The organism is Bacillus sp. WP8, from assembly GCF_000800825.1.
Lineage (GTDB): Bacteria > Bacillota > Bacilli > Bacillales > Bacillaceae > Bacillus > Bacillus safensis.
The window spans coordinates 3,548,986-3,573,266 of sequence record NZ_CP010075.1 but is presented as its reverse complement, the minus strand read 5'-3'; the positions used below and the strand labels follow the sequence as shown (position 1 = coordinate 3,573,266).

The window sequence follows — 24,281 nt, the reverse complement described above, 5'->3', positions numbered from 1 at the left end:
TATTAAATTGTTTTCGTTTAGGCGGTTCTTTACGTGCTGGAAAGGAATTAGTAAGATATATATATGTAAGGTGTTGGATTAAGATTTCTGATAGGAGAGGGACCTATGTATTACGATGCACTGAAGACATTTGTAACAGTGGTGGAGGAGAAGAACTTTACAAAAGCAGCCCAAAAGCTGCGGATTTCTCAGCCGAGTGTCAGTCTTCATATAAAGAACTTGGAGCAGGAATTCCAGACCGTTCTGCTGAATCGTTCGCCAAAGCAATTAACCGTTACACCAACTGGGGATATGCTGTACCATCGATCAAAACAAATCATTCGTCTCTATGAACAGGCGAAGCAGGACATTTATGAGCATCATCATTTGGCAAGAGGAAAGCTGACCATCGGGGCGAGCTTCACAATTGGTGAGTATGTGCTGCCGCAAATATTGGCGGAGTTTCATCAGCTCTATCCGCATGTTGATATTGAGGTGGTCATTGATAATACAGAGGCGATCGCCGGACACGTCCGTTTATTCCATGTCGATATCGGTTTGATCGAAGGACAAACCAATGACAAAGAGCTTTCTGTAGAAACTTTTCTAGAGGACGAGCTGTATATTGTGGCGCCATTAGATCATCCTTTTGCCAAGAAAAAAGATGTCACCATTGATCAATTACAAAACGAAACATGGATCACGAGAGAAGAGGGATCAGGGACAGGAGAATATTTACAGCATGTCCTGAAATCAAATGGACTGAAAGCACGAACCTTTGTGACCTTTAGCAGCAATCAAGCCATTAAAGAAGCTGTGATCCACGGAATGGGTCTTTCTGTTTTATCTAAATATGTCCTCCAGCGAGGCAGCATTGGCGGTGAATTGGCTGTTATTTCTGTGAGAGGCATGGATTTCAAACGAAAATTCTCCTATGTCGAGTCACCGATGACTGGGGGAAATAAAAATAAGGAATTGCTCGTTGAATTGTTAAGGAAAGAGAAAAAAGAAGCTTCTCCACAATAGGAGAAGCTTCTTTTTTTATAACCCTTTGATTTTAATTTCATCGACTGGAAGGAAGATTTCACCTGTATCTGTATATTTCATGGTGACCTGATCGCCCTCTTTTAAATAAATGACGAGAGGTTCTTTTTCAGATGACATAGTGTAGCTTTTTCCATCGTCTAGCAGGAAGGTGACGGTTGTATAATCACCGGTCTTTTCTTTGTAGACTCGTTTGACCTTCCCTGCTGCTTCTTTCTTTTCTTGCTTAGAGGAACTGTTAACGGTACCGCCGCCTTTTTGCAGAGCTGTTTTATAGGCTCTCAGTGCTTCGTTTGGTGTAGAAGCGTACGCAGCGATTTCTGGATTGGCTGCAGAAACAATAAAGTAGTTTTGCAGGAATCCATTTGAATCGAGAACCGGTGTGAGCCAGCTGGCTTCACCATAGAAATTATAGAGAATCGGCATGCGCCCTTTCCATTTCTTCTCGATGAATCGTTTCTCAATAATTTGCAGAGCGCCCTGAGAATCCATATAGGATTCTTCAAGATTTCCGGTATAATAAGTCGCTTTTCCTGTCCGGGCATTTGTCAGGGCATATCCGAGCATGGAATCAACGCCCTCTTTCGGACTTGTGAAATCTGTGAAGTAATACATATCTCCTTTTGAATCAAACACCGGGCTCACATTGGCTTCCGTTCCTTCATCGGAAGGCAGCTTTACGTCTGACTTCCCAAACATACTGTTCCAGAACCCGTGAATATAGTTTCCGAAATAGCTGTTTTGCAGACTGACCGCCTCTGGTGAAACAGCACCGTCGATAAAGGCAGGTACTTGATCTAGAGCATATTTCTTCGTGGCACCCGTTTTGGCATCAACAACGACCACACCGGAAGCTTTAAAGCCGTTTCGTGCAGAGATGAAATCGCCATACGTTTGAATGTAATAAGGCTTACCGTCATCATTGATTTCCAGCTGTGTATCGCCGTAGAAAATCAAATCTGGGTACTGGAGACGGATATGCCGCTCAATTTCTTTGTTGAAATAGGAGGAAGGCGTATAAACCATCTCCGTCTTCACGAACTTTGGATTAGCAGATGAGTCAGTCGCGCTTAATGTAAAGTAACCCGGCGTGCTGCCTGCACGAATCCATTTAAAGAAGTCCGAGAATTCCACCGGAGCGATGTAAACATACTCACCGTTGACCTTCTGAATTTGCAAGCTGCCAAGCTCATAGTAGCTTGTATTTGGAACCTGTCCGAACGATTTCTTCATTTTATTACGAGCAAATTGAGGCGGTACACTCGCAGGTGTTTCTGTCTCTTCAAACGCTTTGATTTCTACTTTTTGCTCCATTTTGGAGACATCGAATTTCTCATTCGCATTGAATAGAAAAGCTGTCGCCATGTAAACACCGAGCAGCAAAAGAATAAGGAACAGCACGCCCTTGATTTTACGCTCCAATCCAACTGACAAAAAGGCGCCTGCTGCTGTCACAACAAGACCAATCAGCCATAGGGAGGAAGGATTCCGATCTAAATTGGTGATGTAATAGAAAACAAAAATACCGATCATAAACAGCAAAGCAAGGCCTGCAATCCACATGAACGGCACCTGCTGTTCTGTTCCTTTCTTTCTTATAATCAACCTAATTGGTGTGAGCAAAAGGGTCAGGACAAGACCGATCACAACCGAAAATAACAGAATATATCCCACAAACAGATCTCCTTTCAAATCAATCACTCTTTTAGTATATACGAGTGAGGCAGGGAAAAGATTCATCGGATGGAAGGTTCATCTAAATGCCAATCGAGTTGATGGCGGAACGAACATCTTCTTTCATTTCGTAGAACTTGAGTCTTTGTTCAATTTTTTCTATTAAGGCATCAATGGCTTGACCTGACATATGTGTTTGGATGCGATTTTGATGTGTATACACTTTGATCTGAAGTTCATCGATTAGATCTAAAATTTTTTCCGCTTCTTGACGGTCATCTGCAAACTCATTTTGAAGCTGTTGCCGGATGGCTCTGATAAGTGCTGTTTTCTGTTCTTCTTTGATCTTTGCTTTCAAAGCTGCCAGCTCTGCTGGTGTCATGTCTTCCGTGTCAAAGTTTGCTTTTGAGAAGATGGAGCTTGATGTATGCGTATCTGTCATTCTTTGCAAAAAACGATCTGCATCTGTTGGTTGTTTCTTTGAAAATTCCATTTATCGTACTCCTTAAGAAATACCCATGTTCTTTGCCAGGGCTGTATCTGCATTGTGGTATTGTTTTCCAAGATCGCTCATATCATCTGATATTGAATCCATCCACCTTTTCATATTCATAGCGCTATCTATCGCTGTATCATACTTTTTGACCGAATAGAACTCATTTTCAAGACCTTCTGTTTTTAAGTGGCGAATCACGGCATCTACATCTGAAGTCGTCAGCTGATCATACGAACCGAAACCGACAATTTGTTTGTATCTCGAACGAACTCGTTCTACCGATTGATCTACTTTGTCATCGAGTTTCTCAATTTTGCGAATGATTTGCTGCATATGGTGATCAGCATATGTCGAGAATTTACGCCCTGTGTTCATGAGAACGTGGGACTTAATTAAAATCGCCACTACACTATGCGGATCAACATTAGATTGACCCAACTGTTGTAACATGGCCGTAGTAAGAGAAGGATTTTTTTTCAACATATCATCAATGGTTTGAACGGAGCCATCTGGCGAAAAGGTATAACGATCTAATCCATGGCTGCCAGCGAGGGCTTCAAGAAATAAATTCGCATCCAGTGAAGGATTCACACTCATTGCCCGATTGAGGAGGTCTTTTATGAATTGGACGGCTTTTGAGGAGTCCTCGGAGTAATCGACGCCTTCAGGGAGAGCGGCATCATACATCACTTTCACTCGACCGATTTCTGTCGTATGCCGATTTAAAAGAGAAAGCCCGTCATTGAGATTGATATATTCTGTTAATCTACTGCGGTAATCGCCTTTTAATGCTTTAGCTTGTAGACCATCCGATAGATTTGGGTAAATATTCGGATTCTCAAAGGTGACCCCGCCTTGAATAAAATCATTTTTGACAAGAACATAGGAAGCATTTGACCCGCCAAGCGAATGCCCTGTCACATACATCTTCGCATTCGGCATTTTCTTATGGATTTCTTTCGCATACCGATCCGCTTGAACCATTTGATTCTCTGCACCATGCTCAAATGGGATATTTTTAATCAGATACTTTGTATCCGAAACCATCCAATCTTGAACAATTTCATTTGTATAGGCGGTTGTGCCTGTTGTCAACTTAGTCGTCACTTCCTGTGAACCCTTCGACCGACTAAAAGGAGGCAGCTTCGTCAAAATGGTAGAAAGAAGATCATCTGACTCTTTTTTTCCATGTTTTTTAATGGTATCTTTATATTGGCCTGCACCAATCGGTTCTGAGCCACGGTAGGCGATGACGGCGTTTTTGATTTTGGTGAGGTCTTTGCCTTTGTTTGAGTTACGATAATCTTCTCTCGAGACAAGGGTTAGTGCATTAAGGCCTTTTTTTGTTTCTATATGGTCGACGACATACATGGTTTTACCGCTTTTTAAGCGTATATCTTTCTGGTGGGAATAATTGTTAATATCATAAGACTCTGAAGATATATCATTATAATCTTTATCGCTAAGTTGTTTAATTGAGCTTTTTGTGGTCAATTTTTACACTCCTGTAATATTTATCATATATATTATATTATAGAAAGATATAAATATCTATAATATGTGTAGTATTTAAGTAATCTCTAAAGAAGAATATTATAACTTTTAAGAGGTGGAAGATATTTCATATGAGAAATAAAATTTCGATTATAATTGTCTTGATAATTATTGCTATCATTTCAGTTACACTGATTCTTTTAAATGGTAAGCAATCTCAAAAAAATGAATCTGGAGGAAAGGTTATCGTGGAAGAAAAAGAGAAAAATGAACAACAGAAGGCAGAAGAGTTCGCAGAGGAAATGAAGCCGAATATAGAAAAGCGTTTACGTAAAATGGATATTCATAATTTTATCGAAACCATATCTTTTAAAAAGGGAGTAACCATTAATCCAATGGGTTATATAAGAATTAGAGGGTACGTGAATGATGAACCAGAAAGATTTGAGTTCTCTGCATCTTTAGAATATAGATCTAAAGAAGTGGGTTCTATGAGCATTTCATCTGATTTATCAGACCGTTTCGAGAACTGGGATGATTTTGATCCGCAAGTGAAAGAAGATTTTTTGAATAGTCTCTCTAAAAAGGAACGTGAACAGTATCTGAGAGACATTGGAGAAAAAAAGTAAAGCAGGTATTTATGTACCTGTTTTTTTATGTTTCATTCATAAAAAGGTGGAAGTGCTAGATATGAAAAATACAATAAAACTTGTTGCTGTATTAGTTGTGATCATTCTTGTCTCAGTGATTTCGTTAATCGTTCAGCACAATAAGCAAAGTCAATCAAATGTAGATGTAGAGGTAAAAGAAAAAAGCGATCAAGAAAAGGCCGAAGAATTCGCAGAAAAGATGAAACCAAAAATTGAAGAACGTTTACACGAAGAAGATATTCACAATTTTATCAAAACCATCACATTTAAAAAAAATGTATCTATAAGCCCTATGGGTTATGTCACAGTTGATGGATATATAAATAATGAGCCTGATAAATACCATTTTTCTGCATCATTAATATACAAATCTAATGAAATAGGTTCGATGAGTCATTCCCCTGATTTATCAGATCGCTTTGAGAACTGGGATGATTTTGATCCGCAAGTGAAAGAAGATTTTTTGAATAGTCTCTCTAAAAAGGAACGTGAACAGTATCTAAAGGACATTGGAGAAAAAGAGTAATAAGATCAACCTGCTAATATTCCCTAAATAGTTGAAACAGGCATATGCTATCATTCACCTAACAACACTTACAAACAAGGGAGAGATTTCACCCATGGTAAATACAAAGAAATTGATCTTGGATGTAGATACTGGAATCGATGATGCGATTGGGATTTTGCTGGCAGTGAAAAGTAAGCAGTTTGATATGTTGGGGATTACAACGGTGTGCGGGAATGTGTCTGTCGATACCGCTACTTTGAATACGTGTAAAGTGCTTGAGCTGGTTGAGGCAGATAACATTCCTGTCATCAAAGGTTCAGCAACCCCTCTTTTAAGAGCACCTCATTATGAACATCGGGTACACGGTGAGGATGGAATTGGCGGCGCTTTAAAGGATGCCTGGCCTAAGAAGACCGCAGATGCTGGTTTTGCGCCTGATTTTATCATTGAACAAGTGCTGCAGTATTCGAAGCAGGTCACGATTGTGTTGACAGGGCCCTTAACGAATTTAGCCCTTGCGGTAAAAAAATGCCCTGAGCTGATTCATCACGTGAAAGAGGTCATTTTTATAGGGGGAGTCGTGCAGGGACAGGGGAATGTCACACCGGTTGCGGAATTTAATACATATGCAGATCCAGAAGCGGCAAAATTGGTGCTGGAGGCTGGGTTCCCTTCATTGACTCAAGTAGGGTTGGATGTCACGAGACAGGTCTTGTTAACAGATGGGAGAATCGATGCCATTCAAAATGAAACGTTGGCAGCTTACATCAGAGAGAGTACAAGCATTTACCGCCAGCGCTATTTTGAGCGCAATGGTGTGTGGGCGTGTGCCATGCATGATCCGCTTGCTGTAAGTCTTGCCATTAACAAGGAGCTTGTAAGCACACAGGCTTTTCATGTAGAAGTGGAGACGAAGAGTGAGTTTTGTGACGGTCAAATGATCTGTGATTTTCAGCACCAATGGCAGAAGGAGCGCAATGTCCAAGTGTGTATGGATGTAGATGCTGAAGCTTTTTTTGATTTATTGATCAAAACGATGAATTCATAAAAAAGAAGTCTGTGCAAACAGGCTTCTTTTTTATAAGATGGGAACATGAGGAAATGTATGCGCTCACATGAAAAGGAAGGAGTGAAGTCAATTGGCTTCTGTCAGTTTAAGTAGTATTGAAAAAATACGAGCAGCAAGCAGAGGGTTGCCGCCAAAGCTGAAAGGAATAGCAGAACATATTACGAGTGAACCTGGCGACATTATTCATTTATCTATTGTCGAGCTTGCCAAAAAGACAGCGAGCTCAGAGGCAACGATTTTTCGTCTTTGTAAAAGGCTTGGATTTGAGGGCTTTCAAGATTTGAAGATTGCAATTGCCCAGGAAATAGATCAAACAAAGCCTGATTATGTAGACGAAGAAATGAGTCTTGATGATGATACGGCCGTTTTTATGCAAAAGGTTTTTCAGGCGAATATATCCGCATTAAAGGATAGCTTTCAATTGTTGAATCCAGAAGATGTAGAAAAAGCCATACAACTCATTCATGAAGCAAAGCGCTTAGAGTTTTATGGGAGTGGCGGGTCTGGCCTCATTGCAACAGACGCTTTTCATAAATTTATGAGGACAGGCATCAACTGTATTGTTCACACCGATTCTCATTTTCAAGCGATGTCTGCCGGTCTTCTCGACCAGCACAGTACAGTGATCGGTATATCTCATTCTGGCCGGAATAAAGATTTACTCGATGCGATGAAAACAGCAAAGGAAAAAGGCGCGAAAACCATCGGTATTACAAGCTATCAGCGCTCTCCATTAAGCCAGCTTGCTGATGTTACATTGTATACATCGACGCAGGAAACGGCCTTTCGAACAGAGGCGATGTCTGCAAGACTTGCTCAGCTCACTGTCATTGACGTACTATACTTTGCACTTGCTCACTTAAGGCAGCAGGAAACTTTATCGAATTTAAAACAAATGAGAGAAACCATTTCACAAAAAAGGGTGTAATGGTTTCAAAAATAAATTTTTCTATTAATGAAAAATGCTGTTGTGGTAACGATTGTGAGCTTTTAAGTGAAAAAAATTTTCTTTTCAGTCGTTGAATGTCGAAAAAATTATTCCTATAATGGGATTTAACAGGTATATGAAAACAGTAAATATGATTTCAAATCAATGATTGGGCGTGATACAGATGAAGGGAAACCAGGCGGTAATTGGTTTGGATATTGGAACAACAAGTACAAAGGCGGTTCTGTTTGGACAACAGGGGAAAGTGATAGCAAAGCATTCGGTTCCTTATGATCTCATTCAGCCCCAACCAGCATGGGTTGAACAGGACCCTGAACATATATTAGAAGCTGTCATTGCAAGTGTAAGAGGTGTGTTGACGAAAGCAGAATTTGATGCAAAACGTCTCATAGGCATCGGAATTAGTACAGCGATGCATTCCTTGATTGTGATGGATAAAGATGGCAAGGCGTTAACGAACAGTATCATTTGGGCAGATAACAGAAGTGCAGAACAAGCGAAGCAAATCATTTCGGACATGGATGGCTTCCAAGTGTATAAAAGAACCGGTACACCGATCCATCCAATGTCACCGCTTTCAAAAATAAGGTGGTTCAAGGAAATGGCACCTGATGTCTTCAAGAAGGCAGCGAAATTTATTTCCATCAAAGAATATATTCTTTATCATTTCTTTGGCCAGTATGTGGTCGATTATTCAATTGCTTCAGCAACAGGGCTGTTCCGATTGGAAACGCTTCAATGGGATGAAGAGGCGCTTCGTATTACTGGAATTAAAGCCAATCAATTGTCTGAACTTGTTCCGACGACGCATCAGCTGAGAGGTCTTCAGCCAGAGATCGCCCTGCGAATGGGTATTGCGGAAGATACACCATTTGTGGTTGGTGCGAATGATGGGGTTCTAGCGAATTTAGGTGTGGGAGCGATTGGAAAAGGTGAGGTGGCTGTCACGATTGGGACAAGCGGTGCAGTCCGTACGGTCGTGGACAAACCAATCACAGATGAACAATCAAGAACGTTCTGCTATGCGCTGACTGATAAGCATTGGGTGGTTGGAGGACCGACGAATAATGGCGGAATCATGCTGAGATGGCTGAAGGATGAATTTGGATCCTCGGAGGTGGAGGTAGCAAAGCGCCTTGGAGTGGATCCTTACGATCTGATGATTGATATCGCGAAAAAAGTTCCAGCCGGCTCAGAGGGGCTGCTGTTTCTGCCATTTTTAACGGGTGAGCGTGCACCTTATTGGAATCCAAATGCGAGAGGTACTTTCTTTGGGATCGGTCTTCAGCATAAGCGGGAGCATTTTATAAGAGCTGTGTTAGAAGGCGTCATTATGAGTGTTTTCTCAATCGGTGTTGCCTTAAGGGATTTAACCGGTTCAGCAAAGGATGTCAGGGCATCGGGCGGTTTTGCGCGATCTCCGCTGTGGCGGCAAATTTTAGCGGATACGATGGGCAGGGAAGTACTTGTTCCAGAAAGCTACGAGGCATCAGCACTTGGGGCGGCTGTCCTCGCACTTCATAGTTTAGGTTATATGAAAGAGATAGAAGAGGTTCAAGATTGGATTCGAATCTCTGCCCGTCATGAACCAAATATGGAGAACAATGAAACATACATAGAATTGTTTTACTTATATGAGCGCCTCTATGACAAACTGAAGGATGAATTTGATGTCATCAGTGCGCTGCAATTAAAACAAAATCATTAAACATCAGGGAAAAGGTGGGAGAGCATGCTTTTATTCATCGTGATTGCAGCAATTGTCCTTTTACTCATCCTCATAACAGTTGCTAAGTTGAATCCGTTTGTGAGTTTAATTATTACTTCTATGTTAGTCGGCTTTGCCACAGGGATGGACCTGCAGGAAATCATTCAATCCATTAAAACAGGGTTAGGCAATACGTTATCATTATTGGCCATAGTTCTAGCGCTTGGCACCATGCTTGGGAAAATGATGGCTGAATCAGGTGGAGCTGAGCGGATCGCTCACACATTAATCGGCCGGTTTGGGACAAAAAATGTGCATTGGGCAATGATGTTTGTTGCCTTTATTGTGGGGATACCTGTCTTTTTCCAGGTCGGATTCGTTCTTCTCATTCCTTTATTGTTTACGATTGCGATTGAAACGGGCATCTCGCTCGTGACAATTGGGATTTCGCTCATTGCTGGCTTGTCTGTCGTTCATGGTCTTGTGCCGCCTCATCCAGCTGCCATGGCGGCTGTCGGCATCTATCATGCCAACGTGGGGAAAACCATTTTCTTTTCCATTATTGTCGGTTTACCGACAGCTATTATTGCTGGGCCGCTGTATGGAAAGTGGATTGGAAAACGGATTCATAAACCAGTTCCGGAGCTGCTGAGAAAGCAATTTACTGAACGCAATGAAGATCGAAAACTTCCCGGCTTTGCAAATACGATGTTTACGATTTTGGTGCCAGTGATTCTAATGCTTCTTGCCACACTGGCAGATATTATTTTACCAGAGGACAGTTTATGGTTTCAGATATTCAAGTACATTGGAGATCCAATTACAGCACTGCTGATTGCAACCGTGTATTCTTTCTTCAGTCTTGGCTTTGTGCAAGGGATGAGCCGTGACCGGGTGCTTTCCTTTAGTAATGAGTGCTTAGGTCCGATCGCTTCCATTCTGCTTGTCATTGGAGCAGGCGGGGCTTTCAATAATGTGCTTATCGATTCAGGTGTCGGTGATTATATTGCAGATTTAGCCAAACACTCGCCGATCTCGCCAATTTTGCTTAGCTGGCTGATTGCTGCGGTTATTCGTGTGGCAACAGGATCTGCTACGGTCTCCATGATGACCGCAGCCGGTATTGTCGCACCGATTGCTGCATCTATGCCGGATGTGAGCAGAGAGCTTCTAGTGTTAGCTACAGGGGCGGGTTCGTTGATTTTGTCTCACGTGAATGACTCTGGTTTTTGGCTGATTAAAGAGTATTTTGGTATGACCATTAAAGAAACGTTTTTGACATGGACGGCTATGGAGACGATCATTTCTGTTAGTGCCATTGCATTTATTATGATCATTAATATGTTTATATAGTGAAACGCAACAGCCTGATTCTTCGGAATAGGGCTGTTTTTGCTTTTAGCCATACCACCTTTTTCAGATTGGGGTAAAATGAAGATATTGAGAAGTGGGAGGCGGACAAGATCGAACCATTAAAACACGTTTATCATGAATTATTTATTGCAGAATTAGCCGAGAAACTTGCACAAGCGTCGACTGGATTTGATGCTGAAGAATTCCAGCGGCTTGTGCTCCAAAAGGATTGGGAGCAGCTGGAGTTAAAAGGCAGAATGAGAAGAGTCACTGAATCAATGCATGCCTGTCTACCTAAGGATTATGAGCAGGCAATTGAGGTGCTGCGTCAGACAGCCCCGCATTTTTCAGGACTTAGTGCGCTTGTATTTCCAGACTACGTCGAAACGTACGGTCTAACACATTGGGATATCTCGATCAAGGCGCTCGAATTCTTTACGCCTTTTTCCACTTCTGAATTTGCTGTTCGGCCTTTTCTAATTCAGGATCAAGACAAAATGCTGGCGCAAATGCTCGTATGGTCACAGAATCAAAACGAGCATATCCGGCGGCTTGCTAGTGAAGGATGCAGACCACGTTTGCCATGGGGATTAACTGTTCCTGCACTTAAAAAAGACCCTTCGGTTACGTTCCCTATATTAGAAAACTTGAAGTCGGACCCAGCGCGGTATGTGCAAAAAAGTGTAGCGAACCACTTAAATGATATTTCTGCAATTCAGCCTGATCTGATGAAGAAGACGGCTAAAAGCTGGTATGGAACGAATGAACATACGAACTGGATCATCAAACATGCATCCCGTACCTTACTAAAAAAAGGCGATCCAGATATCATGGCTTTGTTTGGTTATGGGGACGATCCATCTGTTCAAGTAACGGATTTGAAGGTAGTGCAAAATCCAATTCGTATTGGAGAGAAAATGATCTTTCAATTTACACTTCAAGCTGCTAAGCCACTAAAGTTGCGTGTAGAGTATGCCATAGACTATGTCAAAGCTCGGGGTACCCGCAACCAAAAGGTATTTAAAATCACAGAGTTTGAAACAAGTGCAGCGTTACATAGAGAATTCGTCAGGTCACAGTCCTTTCAAAATATGACGACGAGAAAGCACTATGAGGGAATCCATACTTTAACGATTATCATCAACGGCATTCCAAAAGCGTCGGTTGATTTTGAAGTAACAGAAGATAGCAGCTCATGAAAAAACCCGCCATTTCGGCGGGTTTTGGCGTTTAAGCCTTCTTTTTCATTAAGAATGAAGCGATGATGGCAGCGACTAAGAAGCCGATGCTGATAATGGAGCTAGGCAGGTTTTCTTGTCTGAATAGGAACAAAACAAAGCTCAAGCTGAGTACAAGACCTGCAAATAAAGTCAAATACGGAAACAGCCACACTTTGAAATACGGCTCCTGTGGATATTTTGGACGTAGCTTTAGATGTGCCATACAAATGCTGATCCAAATGAGTGAAACCGCAAAACCAGGAATAGCCAGCATATAGCTGAAAATTTGGTCCGGATATAAGTAAGCAAAGAATGTTCCAATGAGAAGAAATAGAACGGTGACCCATAAACTCAAAATGGGTACGCCTCTTTTGTTGACCTGTGCCAGCTTTTTCGGCCCGCCATCTGATTTAGAAAGAGAATGAATCATTCTCGTCGTTCCATAAATTCCAGAATTCGCCGCAGATAGAACGGCTGTAATCAAGACGAAATTAATGAAGTGAGAGGCGCCTTGCATACCAGCAGCAGAGAAGACTTGGACAAAAGGACTGTTATTTGGGTCAATTTGATTCCAAGGAATGAGTCCGCAGATGATCAAAATCGGCAATGTGTAGAATAAGATAATCCGCCACATCATACTTTTGACTACTCCAGGCAAGACCTTCTCCGCATCCTTTGTTTCAGTAATGGTCAGCCCGATCAATTCAGAGCCTCCATAAGAGAAAATAACCACTAAAAGTGATGCAAAGATCGCTCCCCATCCGTTCGGGACGAAGTTTTGATAGTTGGTAAGCGCTGGTGTGCTTTGTTCGTTTGGAATGATCCCAAATAATAATGCTGCACCGAGAATAATAAAGACAATAATAACGAAAATCTTCATTCCAGCGAACCAAAATTCAATTTCACCAAAGTATTTTACATTATTTAAGTTAATTCCGATGACTAAGAGTGAGCAAAGTAAACATAGTGACCATAGCGGTACGTTCGGCAGCCAGTATTGAAGCAGACTGCCAGCTGCAATAATCTCAATGACACATACAGTGAGCCACATAAAACAGTAAACCCAGCCGACGACAAATGAAAAACGTTGACCAAGCGCAATTTGTATAAGGTCGCGTAGATTATTTCCCGGGTACACAATGGCCATTTCGGCTAATGCTGCCATCACAATGAGGAGCAGCAATCCGGCAAATACATAGGAAAAGATCACCCCAGGACCTGCTAAACCAATTGTATCGGCACTTCCTTTAAAGATTCCTGTACCAATGACCCCGCCCATCGCAATCATGCGAATGTGACGCGGTGATAAAAGCTTTTTTAATTCTTGTTGCTCCTGATTCGCGCTCATGACGTTCTCCTTTTTTAAAAATGCTTATGTTCCATTTTCTTTTTTCAAGACGCCAGTGTCAATATAAAAAAAGAGATTTTTCAGACAAAAACAGAGGTTGATTCTATCATTTTACCCACATAACTCCATAAAACACTTCCTTCATCCAAATCCAACATATGAAATCCCATGAAAAAATAAACATTTGCCTTCATTATGACATAAACAATTGTCTGTTTTTGTCGATATATCTTTTGTATTACTAAAGTCCTAATAAAGAATTGTTTATAACTGTAAAATATTTCAAAAATGTAAGAGTTGAAAGGAGTTATGAAAGATGTTTAAGAGAAAAGGAAATGATTCATCGTCTGAAATCCTTCTGAGTGAAAGCAGCCAATTAATAGAAAAAATCGAAAAAGGAGACCTTTCAGCAAGACTAGACACTGCTGCATTCTCTTCAAGCCAAACGATAGAAGCGGTAGCGCAAATTAATGAAGCTTTGCAAAAGATGCAAGAAGCAAATGAAAATATTCAAATGAGGGTGGAATTAGTGACAAAAGCCATTAAAGTTGGCTTATGGGATATGGTCGTCATCGCTGGAGACCCGGTCAATCCAAAAAATGAATTTACATGGACGGATGAATTCCGCAAAATGCTAGGCTTTCAAAATGAGCACGATTTTCCAAATCTATTAGACAGCTGGGCATCTCGAATACATCCGGATGAACAAGAATATACATTAGATGCATTTGCTTCGCATTTATTGGACCATTCGGGGCGTACGCCGTATGATATCGAATATCGCTTAAAGTTAAAAAACGGAGATTATCGCTGGTTCAAAGCAACTGGAACGACCGTTCGTGATCGAAATGGTGTCCCTCTTCGTGTGGCGGGAGCACTTTTTGATATTCATGATCAGAAATTGAAAGAAGAAGAGCTGCAAGCATTCGTCACAAGATATGACTTAATCAACCGTGCGCTTGTCGAAGCTCCTTGGGACATGGTGGTAGAGGCCGGCGATCCAGTCAATCCAAATAACGAATTCTGGTGGTCTCCGCAGTTCAGATCAACTCTTGGCTTTACGGATGAAAAAGATTTCCCGAATGTTCTGAGCAGCTGGAGCGATCGTCTGCATCCTGAGGATCAAGAAATGGCTCTCCAAGCTTTTGCAGATCATTTAAATGACCACTCAGGCCGCACACCATTCGACATTGATTACAGATTACAGAGTAAAAATGGTGAGTACCGCTGGTATCATGCGGGTGGTGAAACCATTCGTGATGAAAAAGGTGTTCCTCTTCGTGTGGCAGGAACTATTCGTGACATCACGTTAGAAAAAAACAAAGAGAAAACAGCGGATGAAATGGCTTCACAAGTAGAACAGCTTTCAAGTTCTATTAGCGAGATGGTATCGGGCATTAGCTCTGTGACAAATCAAGCACAGGAGCTTGCTGTTGCTCAAGAGCAGTCAACGTCTGCCGCCCACTTAGCAAAAAATAGTGCAGATGAGACGAAAAATATTTCTGACTTAATCAAAGAAGTGGCGAACCAAACGAACCTGCTTGGTCTAAATGCTGCGATTGAAGCAGCTAGAGCTGGTGAACAGGGACGTGGATTCTCTGTCGTTGCAGATGAAGTGCGAAAGCTGGCGCTGCATAGTGCCAATGCAACGGAAAATATCGAATCTAGTTTAACGGATATGAAAACACAAATTGATGAAATTCTTGAAAATATCTCGAATATGACAGCTCTTACGCAAACTCAGGCTGCTTTAACAGAGCAGGTGAACGCTGCAGTCGATGAAGTGAATCACATGTCTCAGCGTCTTGTGGCGTATTCAAAGAGTATTTAATCGTCAAAAACCGCCCTCTCGTCGAAGGCGGTTTTTTCATTAAAATTGATCTGCTGGGAAAACAATACCTGCATCTTTTCTTGCAGCGTCAAGGACTTTCATCACGGAGAGACTTTCATCAAGCCATGCATAGCATTGTTCGTGATTTTCTGTTTCAATAATATGCTGGAAAGCTTCAGCCTCATAAAACAGACGGTTTGGATTCGTTTGTGCATTGAGTGAGACGACCCTGTCATCAACATGCAGCAGCACTTCCTCACATCCATTCGCCCCATTTTTCACATGAATGAAGCCTTTTTCTCCTTGAATCAATGCAAAGTTCATGCTGCTTGTATCCTTACTGCCCACACTTGTCGCAATAAAATCATTGTAAGTGAACGTCAAAACACCAGATGTGTCAATACCGTTTGGATGGTGGTTTGCCTGATATCGGACCTGCTCTGGTGATCCAAAGAGATTCATGATGAAATGGACATTATAGATATTAATATCCATCAGCGCTCCTCCAGAGAACGCAGGGTTAAAGACATTTGGCGTTTCGCCGGCTAGCAGCTGATTATATTTGCTTGAATATTGACTATAATTGCATTGAACCAGTTTGATTTTACCTAATTGATGAAGATGCTTTTTGATTAAATGATAGTTTGGCATATGAACGGTCGTAATGGCTTCAAATAGGAGAAGCTGCTTTTCCTTTGCGAGAGCGATTAAGGCTTCCAGCTCTTTAACATTTGAGGTGAAAGGCTTTTCGCATATCACATGTTTTCCGTGTTTCAATGCAGCCGTTGCATGCTCGCTATGTAAACGATTCGGTGACGCGATATAAACGGCTTCTACGTGAGGATCTTCTAGCATAGCGGTAAGATCCGTATAAGTTGTCTGCACCCCAAATTTGTCTGCGAGCTTCTTTGCCGTTTCTTCCTTTCTTGAATAGACAGCGTGGCAAGAAGCACCTTCGAGCTGGTCAATGGCTTGCAGGAAGCCTTCCACAATGATACCTGATCCAATGGTTGCGATGTTCATTCTCCAAAACCCCTTCCACTCGTTTAAGCTGTCTCTAGTATAACCGATGTTCTCATTGGACGTGTAATGAGATACCTGAGCGAAGGTGTGCCAGTGACCAAGACCGGCACACCTTTGGTAGCCCTTACAATCAGCTGATGTTTGCTAATGTTTGCTTTGTTAACAATTGAATAGCTGCCTTCCTTTTTTTTAACTCTTGAATAGAGTGTTGAATATCTTCGACTTTTTGCTCGAGCAGCTGTTCAGCTTCTGTTTTTGACTGTTTTTCGAAAAGTGATTTGATAATTTCACGAATTTCTTTAAGGGAGAAATCTAGCTTTCTCGCTTCGGTGATAAATGATAGCATGAGTACATATTTTTTATCATATAGACGATAGCCGTTATGCGCTCTTTTGGGCTCTGGAAGCACCCCTTCATTTTCGTAAAAACGAATGGTTTCAATATGTACTCCAGACATCTTTGACAATTTACCTCTCGTAAACGTAATCATTCCCTGCACCTCCTTTCTTTGCTATCCATCATACAATTAGATTTGCTAGTTTCAAAACATTCTATAGTGCTAAACAATTGGTCTATTTTACTTGTTGTAAATGGGGGATCAGCACGATGAATAGAATACGTTATAATAGAGTAGACTCATGTGATATTTGTTACAGATATGAACAAGTAGACAGCGTGAAGAAAAAACGATAGGCTAAAATAGGTAAATAGTAATGAAATAACCTGTCATCATGGGAATGGTGGCTCAAAATAGTGACAGCACGTTTTTGCTGAGAAAAGGGGACCAGTGAATGTATAAATTAGTCGCAATTGATATGGATGGTACGTTATTAAATGATCAACATATGGTGCCGGATGAAGTGTTTGAAGCCATTCAACAGGCAAAGGCAGAAGGAATTAAAATTGTTTTATGTACAGGCCGGCCAATTGGCGGGGTAAATCGCTATTTAACTGATCTTCAGCTTGATCAAGAGGGAGATTATGTGATCGCCTATAATGGAGCGCTTGTTCAAAACAGCCATACAAATGAAGTGGTGTCAGAGCTGACATTATCCTATGATGACTTAACTTCTTTATATGAATTGAGCCGTCAGCTGGATACACCGATGCATTATTTCGATTCGGCCAATTTATACACACCGAATCGCGATATTAGTGAATACACAGTGCATGAAGCCTATTTAACAAAGCTGCCGCTGAAATATATGCCTGTTGAAGAGGCAGATTCATCGATGAGACTTCCGAAAATGATGTATATTGATCAGCCAGAACGTTTGGAAAAAACGATACAAGCCATCCCGTCTGAAGTGAAGGAAAAGTATATGATGGTGAAAAGTACAGATTTCTTCCTTGAAATCTTGCATCCTGATGTGAGTAAGGGAAATGCTGTGAAGCTTCTAGCGAAGGAGCTGGGAATTCCTCGTGAAGAAGTCATGGCCATTGGTGACAACGGGAACGACATATCAATGGTAGAGTTTGCAGGCTGCGGCGTCGCTATGGGAAATGCCATTGATGATGTCAAAGCTGTAGCAGATGTTGTAACAAAATCTAATAATGAAGCCGGAGTAGCACATGTGCTGCATGAGCTGGTTTTAGGAAAATAAAAAGAGAGAGCGGTCTACCAGTGCGGTAGCCGCTTTTTTATATATTGGAGAAAAAGTAAACAAGCATACGTCTGCTGCTTAAATTCGTCTTTTGCAGCATCGCTTTCACATGATCATGAACGGTATGGGGTGAAATAAATAACGTGCTCGCAATTTCCTTTGTCGACTGGCCCTTTAATAAGCAGTCGAGGACGTTCATTTCTCTTTCTGTCAGTCTGTACGTTTTCGCCGCATAAGGAAGGATATCATTTGTTTGAGCTCGTTTGATGTGAATCATGACAGCCTCCTCCTGCCTGTCAGCCTGCGCTAATCGAAAGGCTTGAAGAGAGAGGAACAACCCCGTAGGCAATCTCGTCATGCTTGCCGGTGTTTGCTCAATACCGCCGTAAAAAATTTTTGCCCCTAATGCTCTAAACGGGCGTGGCATGATCGCCCTGTCATGGATTTGTTCAAAGGCTTGAAACGTCTGAAGCCAATGAAGACCTGTCTCATTTCCATAAAGAAGGTTGTAATCGTGCGAAAGAATAAGGAAGCCTTGTTGTTCCGCCGCCGTGTCTTCTTCAGTATCTCTTTTCTTGAAAAGTTCATCTCTTAGCTTGGCTGCGAGTCTGGGCGTTTGTTCGATGACCGCTTGGATATCTTTTTCTTGAAAAGGTTCCTTGTCCTTTAGACGATAGAGGCTGGCAATCCCCCAGCATTCCCCTTGAATCACAAGAGCTGCCCGCAATTCATCAGACCATCCTTTAGGTAACAAAATATTTTGATAGCGCTCACTGCTAAGGTATTCTCCGCTTTGGACTAGGCTCGCAGCATGAACAGGGCCTTTGGCTAGAAACTCATGCTGATGTACGTCCCTTTTTAAAAACTCATTTTGAAACAGCTGGTCATGAATTTCTTCAATCGGTTCATCTGTGAAGGAACCTGTCGAGAGGAGAGTGGCTGGATCAATGGTCGTGATACAGGCGGCATCAAAATCAAGGACGGCAGCAAGTTCGTCCCGAATGTGTTGTCTCAGCTGCTGAAAATGAGTGGCTGGATTGGTCACATGATCTCCTCCTCAAAAATCCCCACTTTTAGGGATCGTGTTTTCTGGTGTCTCTTTTTACAATAAAGATGTCATATCGTTAGTGTACAGGAAACGATGGAAAGCGGAAAGGAACTGGAGGAGAAGGACATGAAAGAAAACCAGCATTGGCACGATCCTGTTGCTGAGTCATATGCAGCGACGATTTCACATAAAGTACCCGGCTATCACCTTTTGCATGAGTTAACAGTAGATGTATTAGAAACTGAAATAAAGAAAGCGGGCTCTCGTATTCTAACTGTCGGAGCAGGTGGGGGCGAAGAGATCATCAACATGTTACAAAGAAAAGAAGACTGGCTCATCAAAGGGGTCGATCCGTCACCTTCTATGCTGGACATGGCGAAACAACGAGTTGCACAGCTGGAAATGGAGGCGCGTGTCACATGGCATGAGGCCTCATTAGATAGGGTTTCAGCTGAACCTGTTTACGATGCAGCAGTGAGCTTGCTTGTCATTCATTTTATAGAAAAGCGCCAGCTCTTTTTAAACGAGGTTGCCCGCAGGATTCAACCAGAAGCACCGTTTATGTTGGCATTTATACAAGGCGAGATGAAGTCCCATGCATTTCAACAGGAGCTTCACATGCTCTCTCTTTTCATGCAGCGGCAAGGCCTAGAAAAAGAGGTGTTTACGTCCTTTAAAAACAGGCTGGGACAGACGACACACCCTGTTCCCGAGGAAGAAATAAAAGCGCAATTAATCAAAGCAGGATTTGAAGACATCAGACCTTATTTTCAGGCAGGAATGATCAAAGGGCTTGTTTGCAAGCGGAATCGTAGAGAGGCGGATGAGAAATGAGAACACAGGTGATGGTGATAGGCGGCTATGGACATGTTGGACAGCAAATATGTCTTCAGCTAAGTGAAGTGTATCCCGGTCAAGTTGTTGCAGCAGGCAGAAGCTATGAGAAGGCAGAGAAATTTTCACGCCAGACAAAAGGGAAGGTTCTTCCCTATCAACTTGATGTCAGTGAGCCGTTATTTTCGGACTGGGTGGATCACACAAAGCTGGTGATCATGTGTCTCGATCAAGAAGACACGTCATTTGCTGAAACAGTTCTGCAGTCAGGTATTGATTATATAGATATCTCTGCGAAAGGGGCGTACATGGAACAGGTGGCAAAGCTGGATCAGCAGTACATCGGTGCAACGGCTTTACTCAGTGTTGGGCTTGCGCCTGGCCTTACGAATTTATTGGCAGCAAAAGCATCATCTATGCTCTCATCAGTGAATCAAATAGATATAGGGATTATGCTTGGATTGGGTGATCAGCATGGAAAAGCCGCCATTGAATGGACGCTTGACAATGTCCATACTGACTATGTGCTTACTGAGCATCATCAACGTAAAAGAGTCAAAAGCTTTACTGGAGGAAAGCGTATAGATTTTGGGGTGAAACTTGGAAAGAGGAAAGCCTATCAGTTCCCCTTCTCTGATCAGCAGACATTGCCTTTGACACTCAGCGTGCCTTCTGTGACGACAAGGCTTTGTTTTGATTCTCGCGCGGCAACGCGGGCATTTGCCTTCACAAGGAGTCTTGGAATGACGTCACTTCTCACTGTTCCGAAAATCAAGGGAAGAGCCATTTCCATGATTCAATCGGCTCAAATAGGAACAGATCAATATGCAGTGAAAGTGGAGGCGACAGGAATGGAGAGGAACAAGATTCATCAAGCAGCGCTTGGAATAAAAGGGCATGATGAGTCTCAAGCCACAGCTCAAGTCGCCTCTGCTGCAGCACTACATTTATTGAGCAGGCGGTTTCAGACAGGTGTGTTTCATATCGAACAATTATTTTCATTAGCGTATGAGAATGGAGAATTTGCGTTGGTGGATCAAAAAACAAAGGAAAAGCGTGTGTTAGCGCTGAAAGCCAGCCTTTTAACCGCATAAAAGAATACGAACATAGGGTAATTCAAATGGAGGGTTGTAGACGGGAATGATAAAAAGGTTACGTTTTGCAAATAAATTTCAAGCGGGTGTTTACAAGTGTTAAATACAGAACAAGATATCATTAAGAATTATATAGATTCACCCCAAAAATTGAAAAAATTATATAAACGAGTATTGTTCGTTGTTAGTTTATCGCAAATATTTGGAGGGGCTGGACTAGCCGCAGGGATTACGGTAGGTGCCCTTTTAGCTAAACAAATGCTTGGAACTGAAGCCTATGCAGGAGTTCCAATGGCTTTATTTACTTTGGGGTCGGCTTGGGCAGCTTTCATTGTAGGAAAACTTTCACAACGTTATGGACGACGCATCGGTTTATCGACAGGTTTTGTTGTTGGAGGGATCGGAGCAATTGGCGTTGTGATTGCAGCTATGATGAATAGTGTCATTTTATTATTTGCATCGCTCTTCATTTACGGTGCGGGAACAGCCACAAATTTACAAGCTCGTTATGCTGGGACTGACTTAGCGAACTCTAAACAACGTGCAACGGCCATTAGTATGACAATGGTCATGACAACATTTGGGGCTGTAGCAGGTCCGAATTTAGTTGAAATGATGGGTAAATTCGCTGTATCAATTGGTGTTCCATCACTTGCGGGTCCCTTTATTTTATCAGCCGCAGCATTTATTGTAGCAGGTCTTGTCCTTTTTATTCTGCTGCGTCCTGATCCGTTAGTTATTGCACAAAGAATAGCAGCGTACAAAGCAAAACATGAGCATGGAAATCAACCAGATGCTGTTGATAAAAAAATAGATAAAAAAGGGATTACAGTAGGTGCCACGGTTATGATCTTAACTCAAATTGTCATGGTTGCACTCATGACCATGACACCGGTACATATGCAGCATCATGGTTATGGATTAGCCGAAGTGGGAATTGTTATTGGTTTTCATATAGGTGCAATGTATCTTCCTTCACCTATCACGGGTGTACTTGTAGATAAATTAGGACGAACAACTATGAGCATAGCGTCGGGCATAACATTGTTACTTGCTGGTTTAATAGCAGCATTCGCACCAAGTGATTCAATGATTCTATTAATCATTGCTCTGTCTTTACTTGGATTGGGATGGAACTTTGGTTTAATTAGTGGTACGGCTCAAATAGTTGATTCTACAGAACCATCAACCCGGGCCAAAATCCAAGGAACACTCGATGTTTTTATTGCGTTAGCAGGTGCTGCTGGCGGTGCTCTTTCAGGAATGGTAGCTGCGAATACGAGTTATGCTACATTATCTTTAAGCGGAGGAATTTTATCTTTATTTCTCATACCTGTAATAGTTTGGTCCTTTAAAAGTAAAACATAATGCAGCTCCGTGCTGCATCACAAAAAAAGACATGACCCCCCATCATGGGAGAGCATGTCTTTTTTCATCTTCTATAAAAATACGTTTTGCTTCAACAAATTTCTTCACATTGACAATCCAGATGCTAGTTTTTTTATGATGATGTCGACACATCCCCTTTTTTCTTGATGCTCGCTGTGATGAGCTGGGTCAATGTGTCAGAACCTTTTTTTGAAAGGTGAACACCATCAGGCTGGAAATAGGATGGCTGTCCACTAGCGGCTGAATGCCAATCAACCAAGGTGACATTTTGATCTTGATCGGCCACTCGCTGAATTACCGCATTCACATCATTTTCCCATGACCTCGGAACCCTCGTATTCACTAGGAAAATATGTGCCTTTGAAAAGTTTTGAATGAATGCTGTCAGCGTGTCCTCAGTAAAATAACCATTTGTGCCAAGTTCAATGATAACAGCGGCATCAGATTGATTAAATGATTTGTATTGAGGGGCGATGCTGATGGCTTCGTTCATCTGTCTGCCAACTTTCCCATCGATGGTGATCTGTTTATATGCTTTTTCAAGATTCGGCGCAATGTCTAACATGACAGAATCACCAATGGCAAGAATTTGGTGAAATTGTTTTTGATCAGCTGCTTTTTTCTCGTGCTTTTCTTTCTTTTTCTTCGCTTTTGATTCCGAAGGTTCGGCTGTTTTTTTCGGTGCTGTCTTAATTTGCGTCACTTCCTTCACATGTGGGGAGGAAGTGGACGAGTTAGACATGCCAATGATAAATAAGATCAAAAGAGCTGCAGTGATTCCAAGGAACACCTTATTAGATGTAGACCATTGTTTGATTCCTTTTTTCCAAATAGACCAAGAGGCAAAATATTGTCTGAAGCCATGCTGGCGGATTGGCTGTTCGATGAAGCGATAGGAAGCCTCAGCAACTAGTAAAATGGCGATGAGCTGCAATGTGACACGCGCGATGGAAGGCTGTCCAATTTCAATGACCGGTGTGGTCAGAACGATAATGGGATAATGCCACAGATAAATACCATAAGATCGCTTACCAAGCCAGACGAGCGGCTGAAAGGACAGCCATTTCCCGATAAGACTTGCAGGGTGGCAGACGCACGCAATTAAGATGGCCGCATTCAGACAGAATAAAAGCATGCCGCCCTGATAGAGAAAGGCATCGAAATCGTCCACTGCATAAATACAAAGTAGGAAAATCGCAAACGAACCGAACCCGGCAATATGTAAAATACGTCTGCCAACAGGAAGTAATTTCTTGCTGGATAGTCTTTGCATAGGCCACACAAATGCCAGACTGCACCCAATCAGGAGCGCAAATGCACGAGTATCTGTTCCATAATAAACCCTGCTTGGATCGGTATCTGGTGAATAAAGAATCGCCATCCATAGGGCGGAGACAAGTGCTAGGCCAAAGGTGATCATAGGCAGATGAGATCTGTTTTTTACCCATTTCAGCCCTGCAATCAACAGGACCGGCCAAATGATATAAAATTGCTCTTCAATTGCCAAAGACCACAAATTTTTCAGTGGAGATAGAGCATTGAAGCTATCAAAATATGAAAGCTCGTGAAAAATATACCACCAGTTACTGACATAAAAAAAGGACGATATGGCATCGCCACGAATGGACAATAATGCGTTTGAACCTGCAATCGCGCACCAGCTGACGGTTATAAAAATCATGATGTAAGCAGCTGGAAGAAGCCTCCTGATCCGTCCCATCCAAAATGGCAAAAGCTCTTGATAGCCTAAATCCTGCTTATGTAACAAGATCGTTGTAATCAAGTAACCAGAAATGACAAAAAATAAATCAACGCCAAGAAACCCGCCGCTTACGGGTCCGATATGTAAGTGATAAGCAATGACTGCCAATACAGCAACGGCTCTTAGTCCATCTAATCCTAAAATATAACGAAAACGATTTTCCTTGCTGTTCATGAAAATGAATCCCCCATCAATGTCAAACGC

The 24,281-nt window shown here is 42.0% G+C and carries 21 protein-coding genes; 13 read left to right on the top strand and 8 right to left on the bottom strand.

Going from position 1 to position 24,281, the window contains the following annotated elements; translation table 11 throughout:
* The first annotated feature begins 105 nt into the window (after positions 1 to 105).
* Positions 106 to 1,005 (top strand): LysR family transcriptional regulator, encoded by a 900-nt coding sequence (locus QR42_RS18050; protein ID WP_039182690.1) that lies wholly within the window; start codon positions 106 to 108, stop codon positions 1,003 to 1,005.
* 15 nt (positions 1,006 to 1,020) lie between these two features.
* Here the strand turns inward: QR42_RS18050 and QR42_RS18045 are convergent, their stop codons facing one another.
* From QR42_RS18045 to QR42_RS18035, 3 genes are all read right to left on the bottom strand, one after another.
* Entirely contained in the window at positions 1,021 to 2,697 is a 1,677-nt protein-coding gene (locus QR42_RS18045) for a hypothetical protein (protein ID WP_039182688.1), read from the bottom strand.
* Between the two features lie 82 nt (positions 2,698 to 2,779).
* On the bottom strand, positions 2,780 to 3,190 hold the full coding sequence (locus QR42_RS18040) for a hypothetical protein (protein WP_039182686.1): 411 nt from the start codon (positions 3,188 to 3,190) through the stop codon (positions 2,780 to 2,782).
* Between the two features lie 12 nt (positions 3,191 to 3,202).
* Complete coding sequence (locus tag QR42_RS18035; protein ID WP_039182683.1) at positions 3,203 to 4,687, bottom strand: lipase family protein; 1,485 nt, start codon at positions 4,685 to 4,687, stop codon at positions 3,203 to 3,205.
* Positions 4,688 to 4,818: 131 nt separating this feature from the next.
* Here QR42_RS18035 and QR42_RS18030 point away from each other — a divergent pair, with 131 nt between their 5' ends.
* The 7 genes from QR42_RS18030 (at position 4,819) to QR42_RS18000 (ending at position 12,123) form a co-directional block, all read left to right on the top strand.
* Positions 4,819 to 5,316 (top strand): secreted lipoprotein, encoded by a 498-nt coding sequence (locus QR42_RS18030; RefSeq protein ID WP_039182682.1) that lies wholly within the window; start codon positions 4,819 to 4,821, stop codon positions 5,314 to 5,316.
* Positions 5,317 to 5,377: 61 nt separating this feature from the next.
* Positions 5,378 to 5,863 carry a DUF1433 domain-containing protein gene (locus QR42_RS18025; protein ID WP_039183393.1) on the top strand — a complete coding sequence of 162 codons (486 nt, stop codon included), beginning with the start codon at positions 5,378 to 5,380 and terminating at the stop codon, positions 5,861 to 5,863.
* Between the two features lie 94 nt (positions 5,864 to 5,957).
* Positions 5,958 to 6,893, top strand: coding sequence for a nucleoside hydrolase (locus QR42_RS18020; protein WP_039182679.1), 936 nt, complete (start codon positions 5,958 to 5,960; stop codon positions 6,891 to 6,893).
* Between the two features lie 91 nt (positions 6,894 to 6,984).
* Complete coding sequence (locus tag QR42_RS18015) at positions 6,985 to 7,842, top strand: MurR/RpiR family transcriptional regulator (protein WP_039182677.1); 858 nt, start codon at positions 6,985 to 6,987, stop codon at positions 7,840 to 7,842.
* Between the two features lie 184 nt (positions 7,843 to 8,026).
* Complete coding sequence (gene gntK, locus QR42_RS18010) at positions 8,027 to 9,571, top strand: gluconokinase (RefSeq protein WP_039182674.1); 1,545 nt, start codon at positions 8,027 to 8,029, stop codon at positions 9,569 to 9,571.
* Positions 9,572 to 9,595: 24 nt separating this feature from the next.
* Positions 9,596 to 10,924: a GntP family permease gene (locus QR42_RS18005; protein WP_039182672.1), complete on the top strand. Its 1,329-nt coding sequence runs from the start codon at positions 9,596 to 9,598 to the stop codon at positions 10,922 to 10,924.
* Positions 10,925 to 11,034: 110 nt separating this feature from the next.
* Positions 11,035 to 12,123, top strand: coding sequence for a DNA alkylation repair protein (locus QR42_RS18000; protein WP_039182670.1), 1,089 nt, complete (start codon positions 11,035 to 11,037; stop codon positions 12,121 to 12,123).
* Positions 12,124 to 12,154: 31 nt separating this feature from the next.
* Here QR42_RS18000 and QR42_RS17995 read toward each other — a convergent pair whose 3' ends face one another.
* A complete protein-coding gene (locus tag QR42_RS17995; protein ID WP_024423951.1) occupies positions 12,155 to 13,492 on the bottom strand; it encodes an amino acid permease in 1,338 nt (445 codons plus the stop codon).
* A gap of 316 nt (positions 13,493 to 13,808) precedes the next feature.
* Here QR42_RS17995 and QR42_RS17990 point away from each other — a divergent pair, with 316 nt between their 5' ends.
* Entirely contained in the window at positions 13,809 to 15,323 is a 1,515-nt protein-coding gene (locus tag QR42_RS17990; RefSeq protein ID WP_039182667.1) for a methyl-accepting chemotaxis protein, read from the top strand.
* Positions 15,324 to 15,362: 39 nt separating this feature from the next.
* Here QR42_RS17990 and QR42_RS17985 read toward each other — a convergent pair whose 3' ends face one another.
* Together QR42_RS17985 and QR42_RS17980 are read right to left on the bottom strand one after the other, a co-directional pair.
* Positions 15,363 to 16,346: a Gfo/Idh/MocA family protein gene (locus QR42_RS17985; protein ID WP_039182665.1), complete on the bottom strand. Its 984-nt coding sequence runs from the start codon at positions 16,344 to 16,346 to the stop codon at positions 15,363 to 15,365.
* Positions 16,347 to 16,476: 130 nt separating this feature from the next.
* Positions 16,477 to 16,836 (bottom strand): MerR family transcriptional regulator, encoded by a 360-nt coding sequence (locus QR42_RS17980; protein ID WP_039182663.1) that lies wholly within the window; start codon positions 16,834 to 16,836, stop codon positions 16,477 to 16,479.
* Between the two features lie 301 nt (positions 16,837 to 17,137).
* Here QR42_RS17980 and yidA point away from each other — a divergent pair, with 301 nt between their 5' ends.
* Positions 17,138 to 17,950 carry a sugar-phosphatase gene (gene yidA / locus QR42_RS17975; protein WP_039182661.1) on the top strand — a complete coding sequence of 271 codons (813 nt, stop codon included), beginning with the start codon at positions 17,138 to 17,140 and terminating at the stop codon, positions 17,948 to 17,950.
* 37 nt (positions 17,951 to 17,987) lie between these two features.
* Here yidA and QR42_RS17970 read toward each other — a convergent pair whose 3' ends face one another.
* The gene (locus QR42_RS17970) at positions 17,988 to 18,995 is read right to left on the bottom strand and encodes a helix-turn-helix transcriptional regulator (protein ID WP_039182658.1); all 1,008 of its coding nucleotides are present in this window, start codon (positions 18,993 to 18,995) and stop codon (positions 17,988 to 17,990) included.
* A gap of 129 nt (positions 18,996 to 19,124) precedes the next feature.
* Here QR42_RS17970 and QR42_RS17965 point away from each other — a divergent pair, with 129 nt between their 5' ends.
* The 3 genes from QR42_RS17965 to QR42_RS17955 all read left to right on the top strand — a co-directional run bounded on the left by QR42_RS17965 (position 19,125) and on the right by QR42_RS17955 (position 22,294).
* The gene (locus tag QR42_RS17965; protein WP_039182656.1) at positions 19,125 to 19,832 is read left to right on the top strand and encodes a class I SAM-dependent methyltransferase; all 708 of its coding nucleotides are present in this window, start codon (positions 19,125 to 19,127) and stop codon (positions 19,830 to 19,832) included.
* Positions 19,829 to 20,926 carry a saccharopine dehydrogenase family protein gene (locus QR42_RS17960; RefSeq protein WP_039182653.1) on the top strand — a complete coding sequence of 366 codons (1,098 nt, stop codon included), beginning with the start codon at positions 19,829 to 19,831 and terminating at the stop codon, positions 20,924 to 20,926. The genes QR42_RS17965 and QR42_RS17960 overlap by 4 nt, the downstream gene beginning before the upstream one ends.
* 96 nt (positions 20,927 to 21,022) lie before the next feature.
* The gene (locus tag QR42_RS17955) at positions 21,023 to 22,294 is read left to right on the top strand and encodes an MFS transporter (protein WP_039182650.1); all 1,272 of its coding nucleotides are present in this window, start codon (positions 21,023 to 21,025) and stop codon (positions 22,292 to 22,294) included.
* 133 nt (positions 22,295 to 22,427) lie between these two features.
* On the opposite strand, the gene QR42_RS17950 is transcribed toward QR42_RS17955, so the two are convergent.
* Positions 22,428 to 24,251 (bottom strand): acyltransferase family protein, encoded by a 1,824-nt coding sequence (locus tag QR42_RS17950; protein WP_039183390.1) that lies wholly within the window; start codon positions 24,249 to 24,251, stop codon positions 22,428 to 22,430.
* Positions 24,252 to 24,281: the final 30 nt, after the last annotated feature.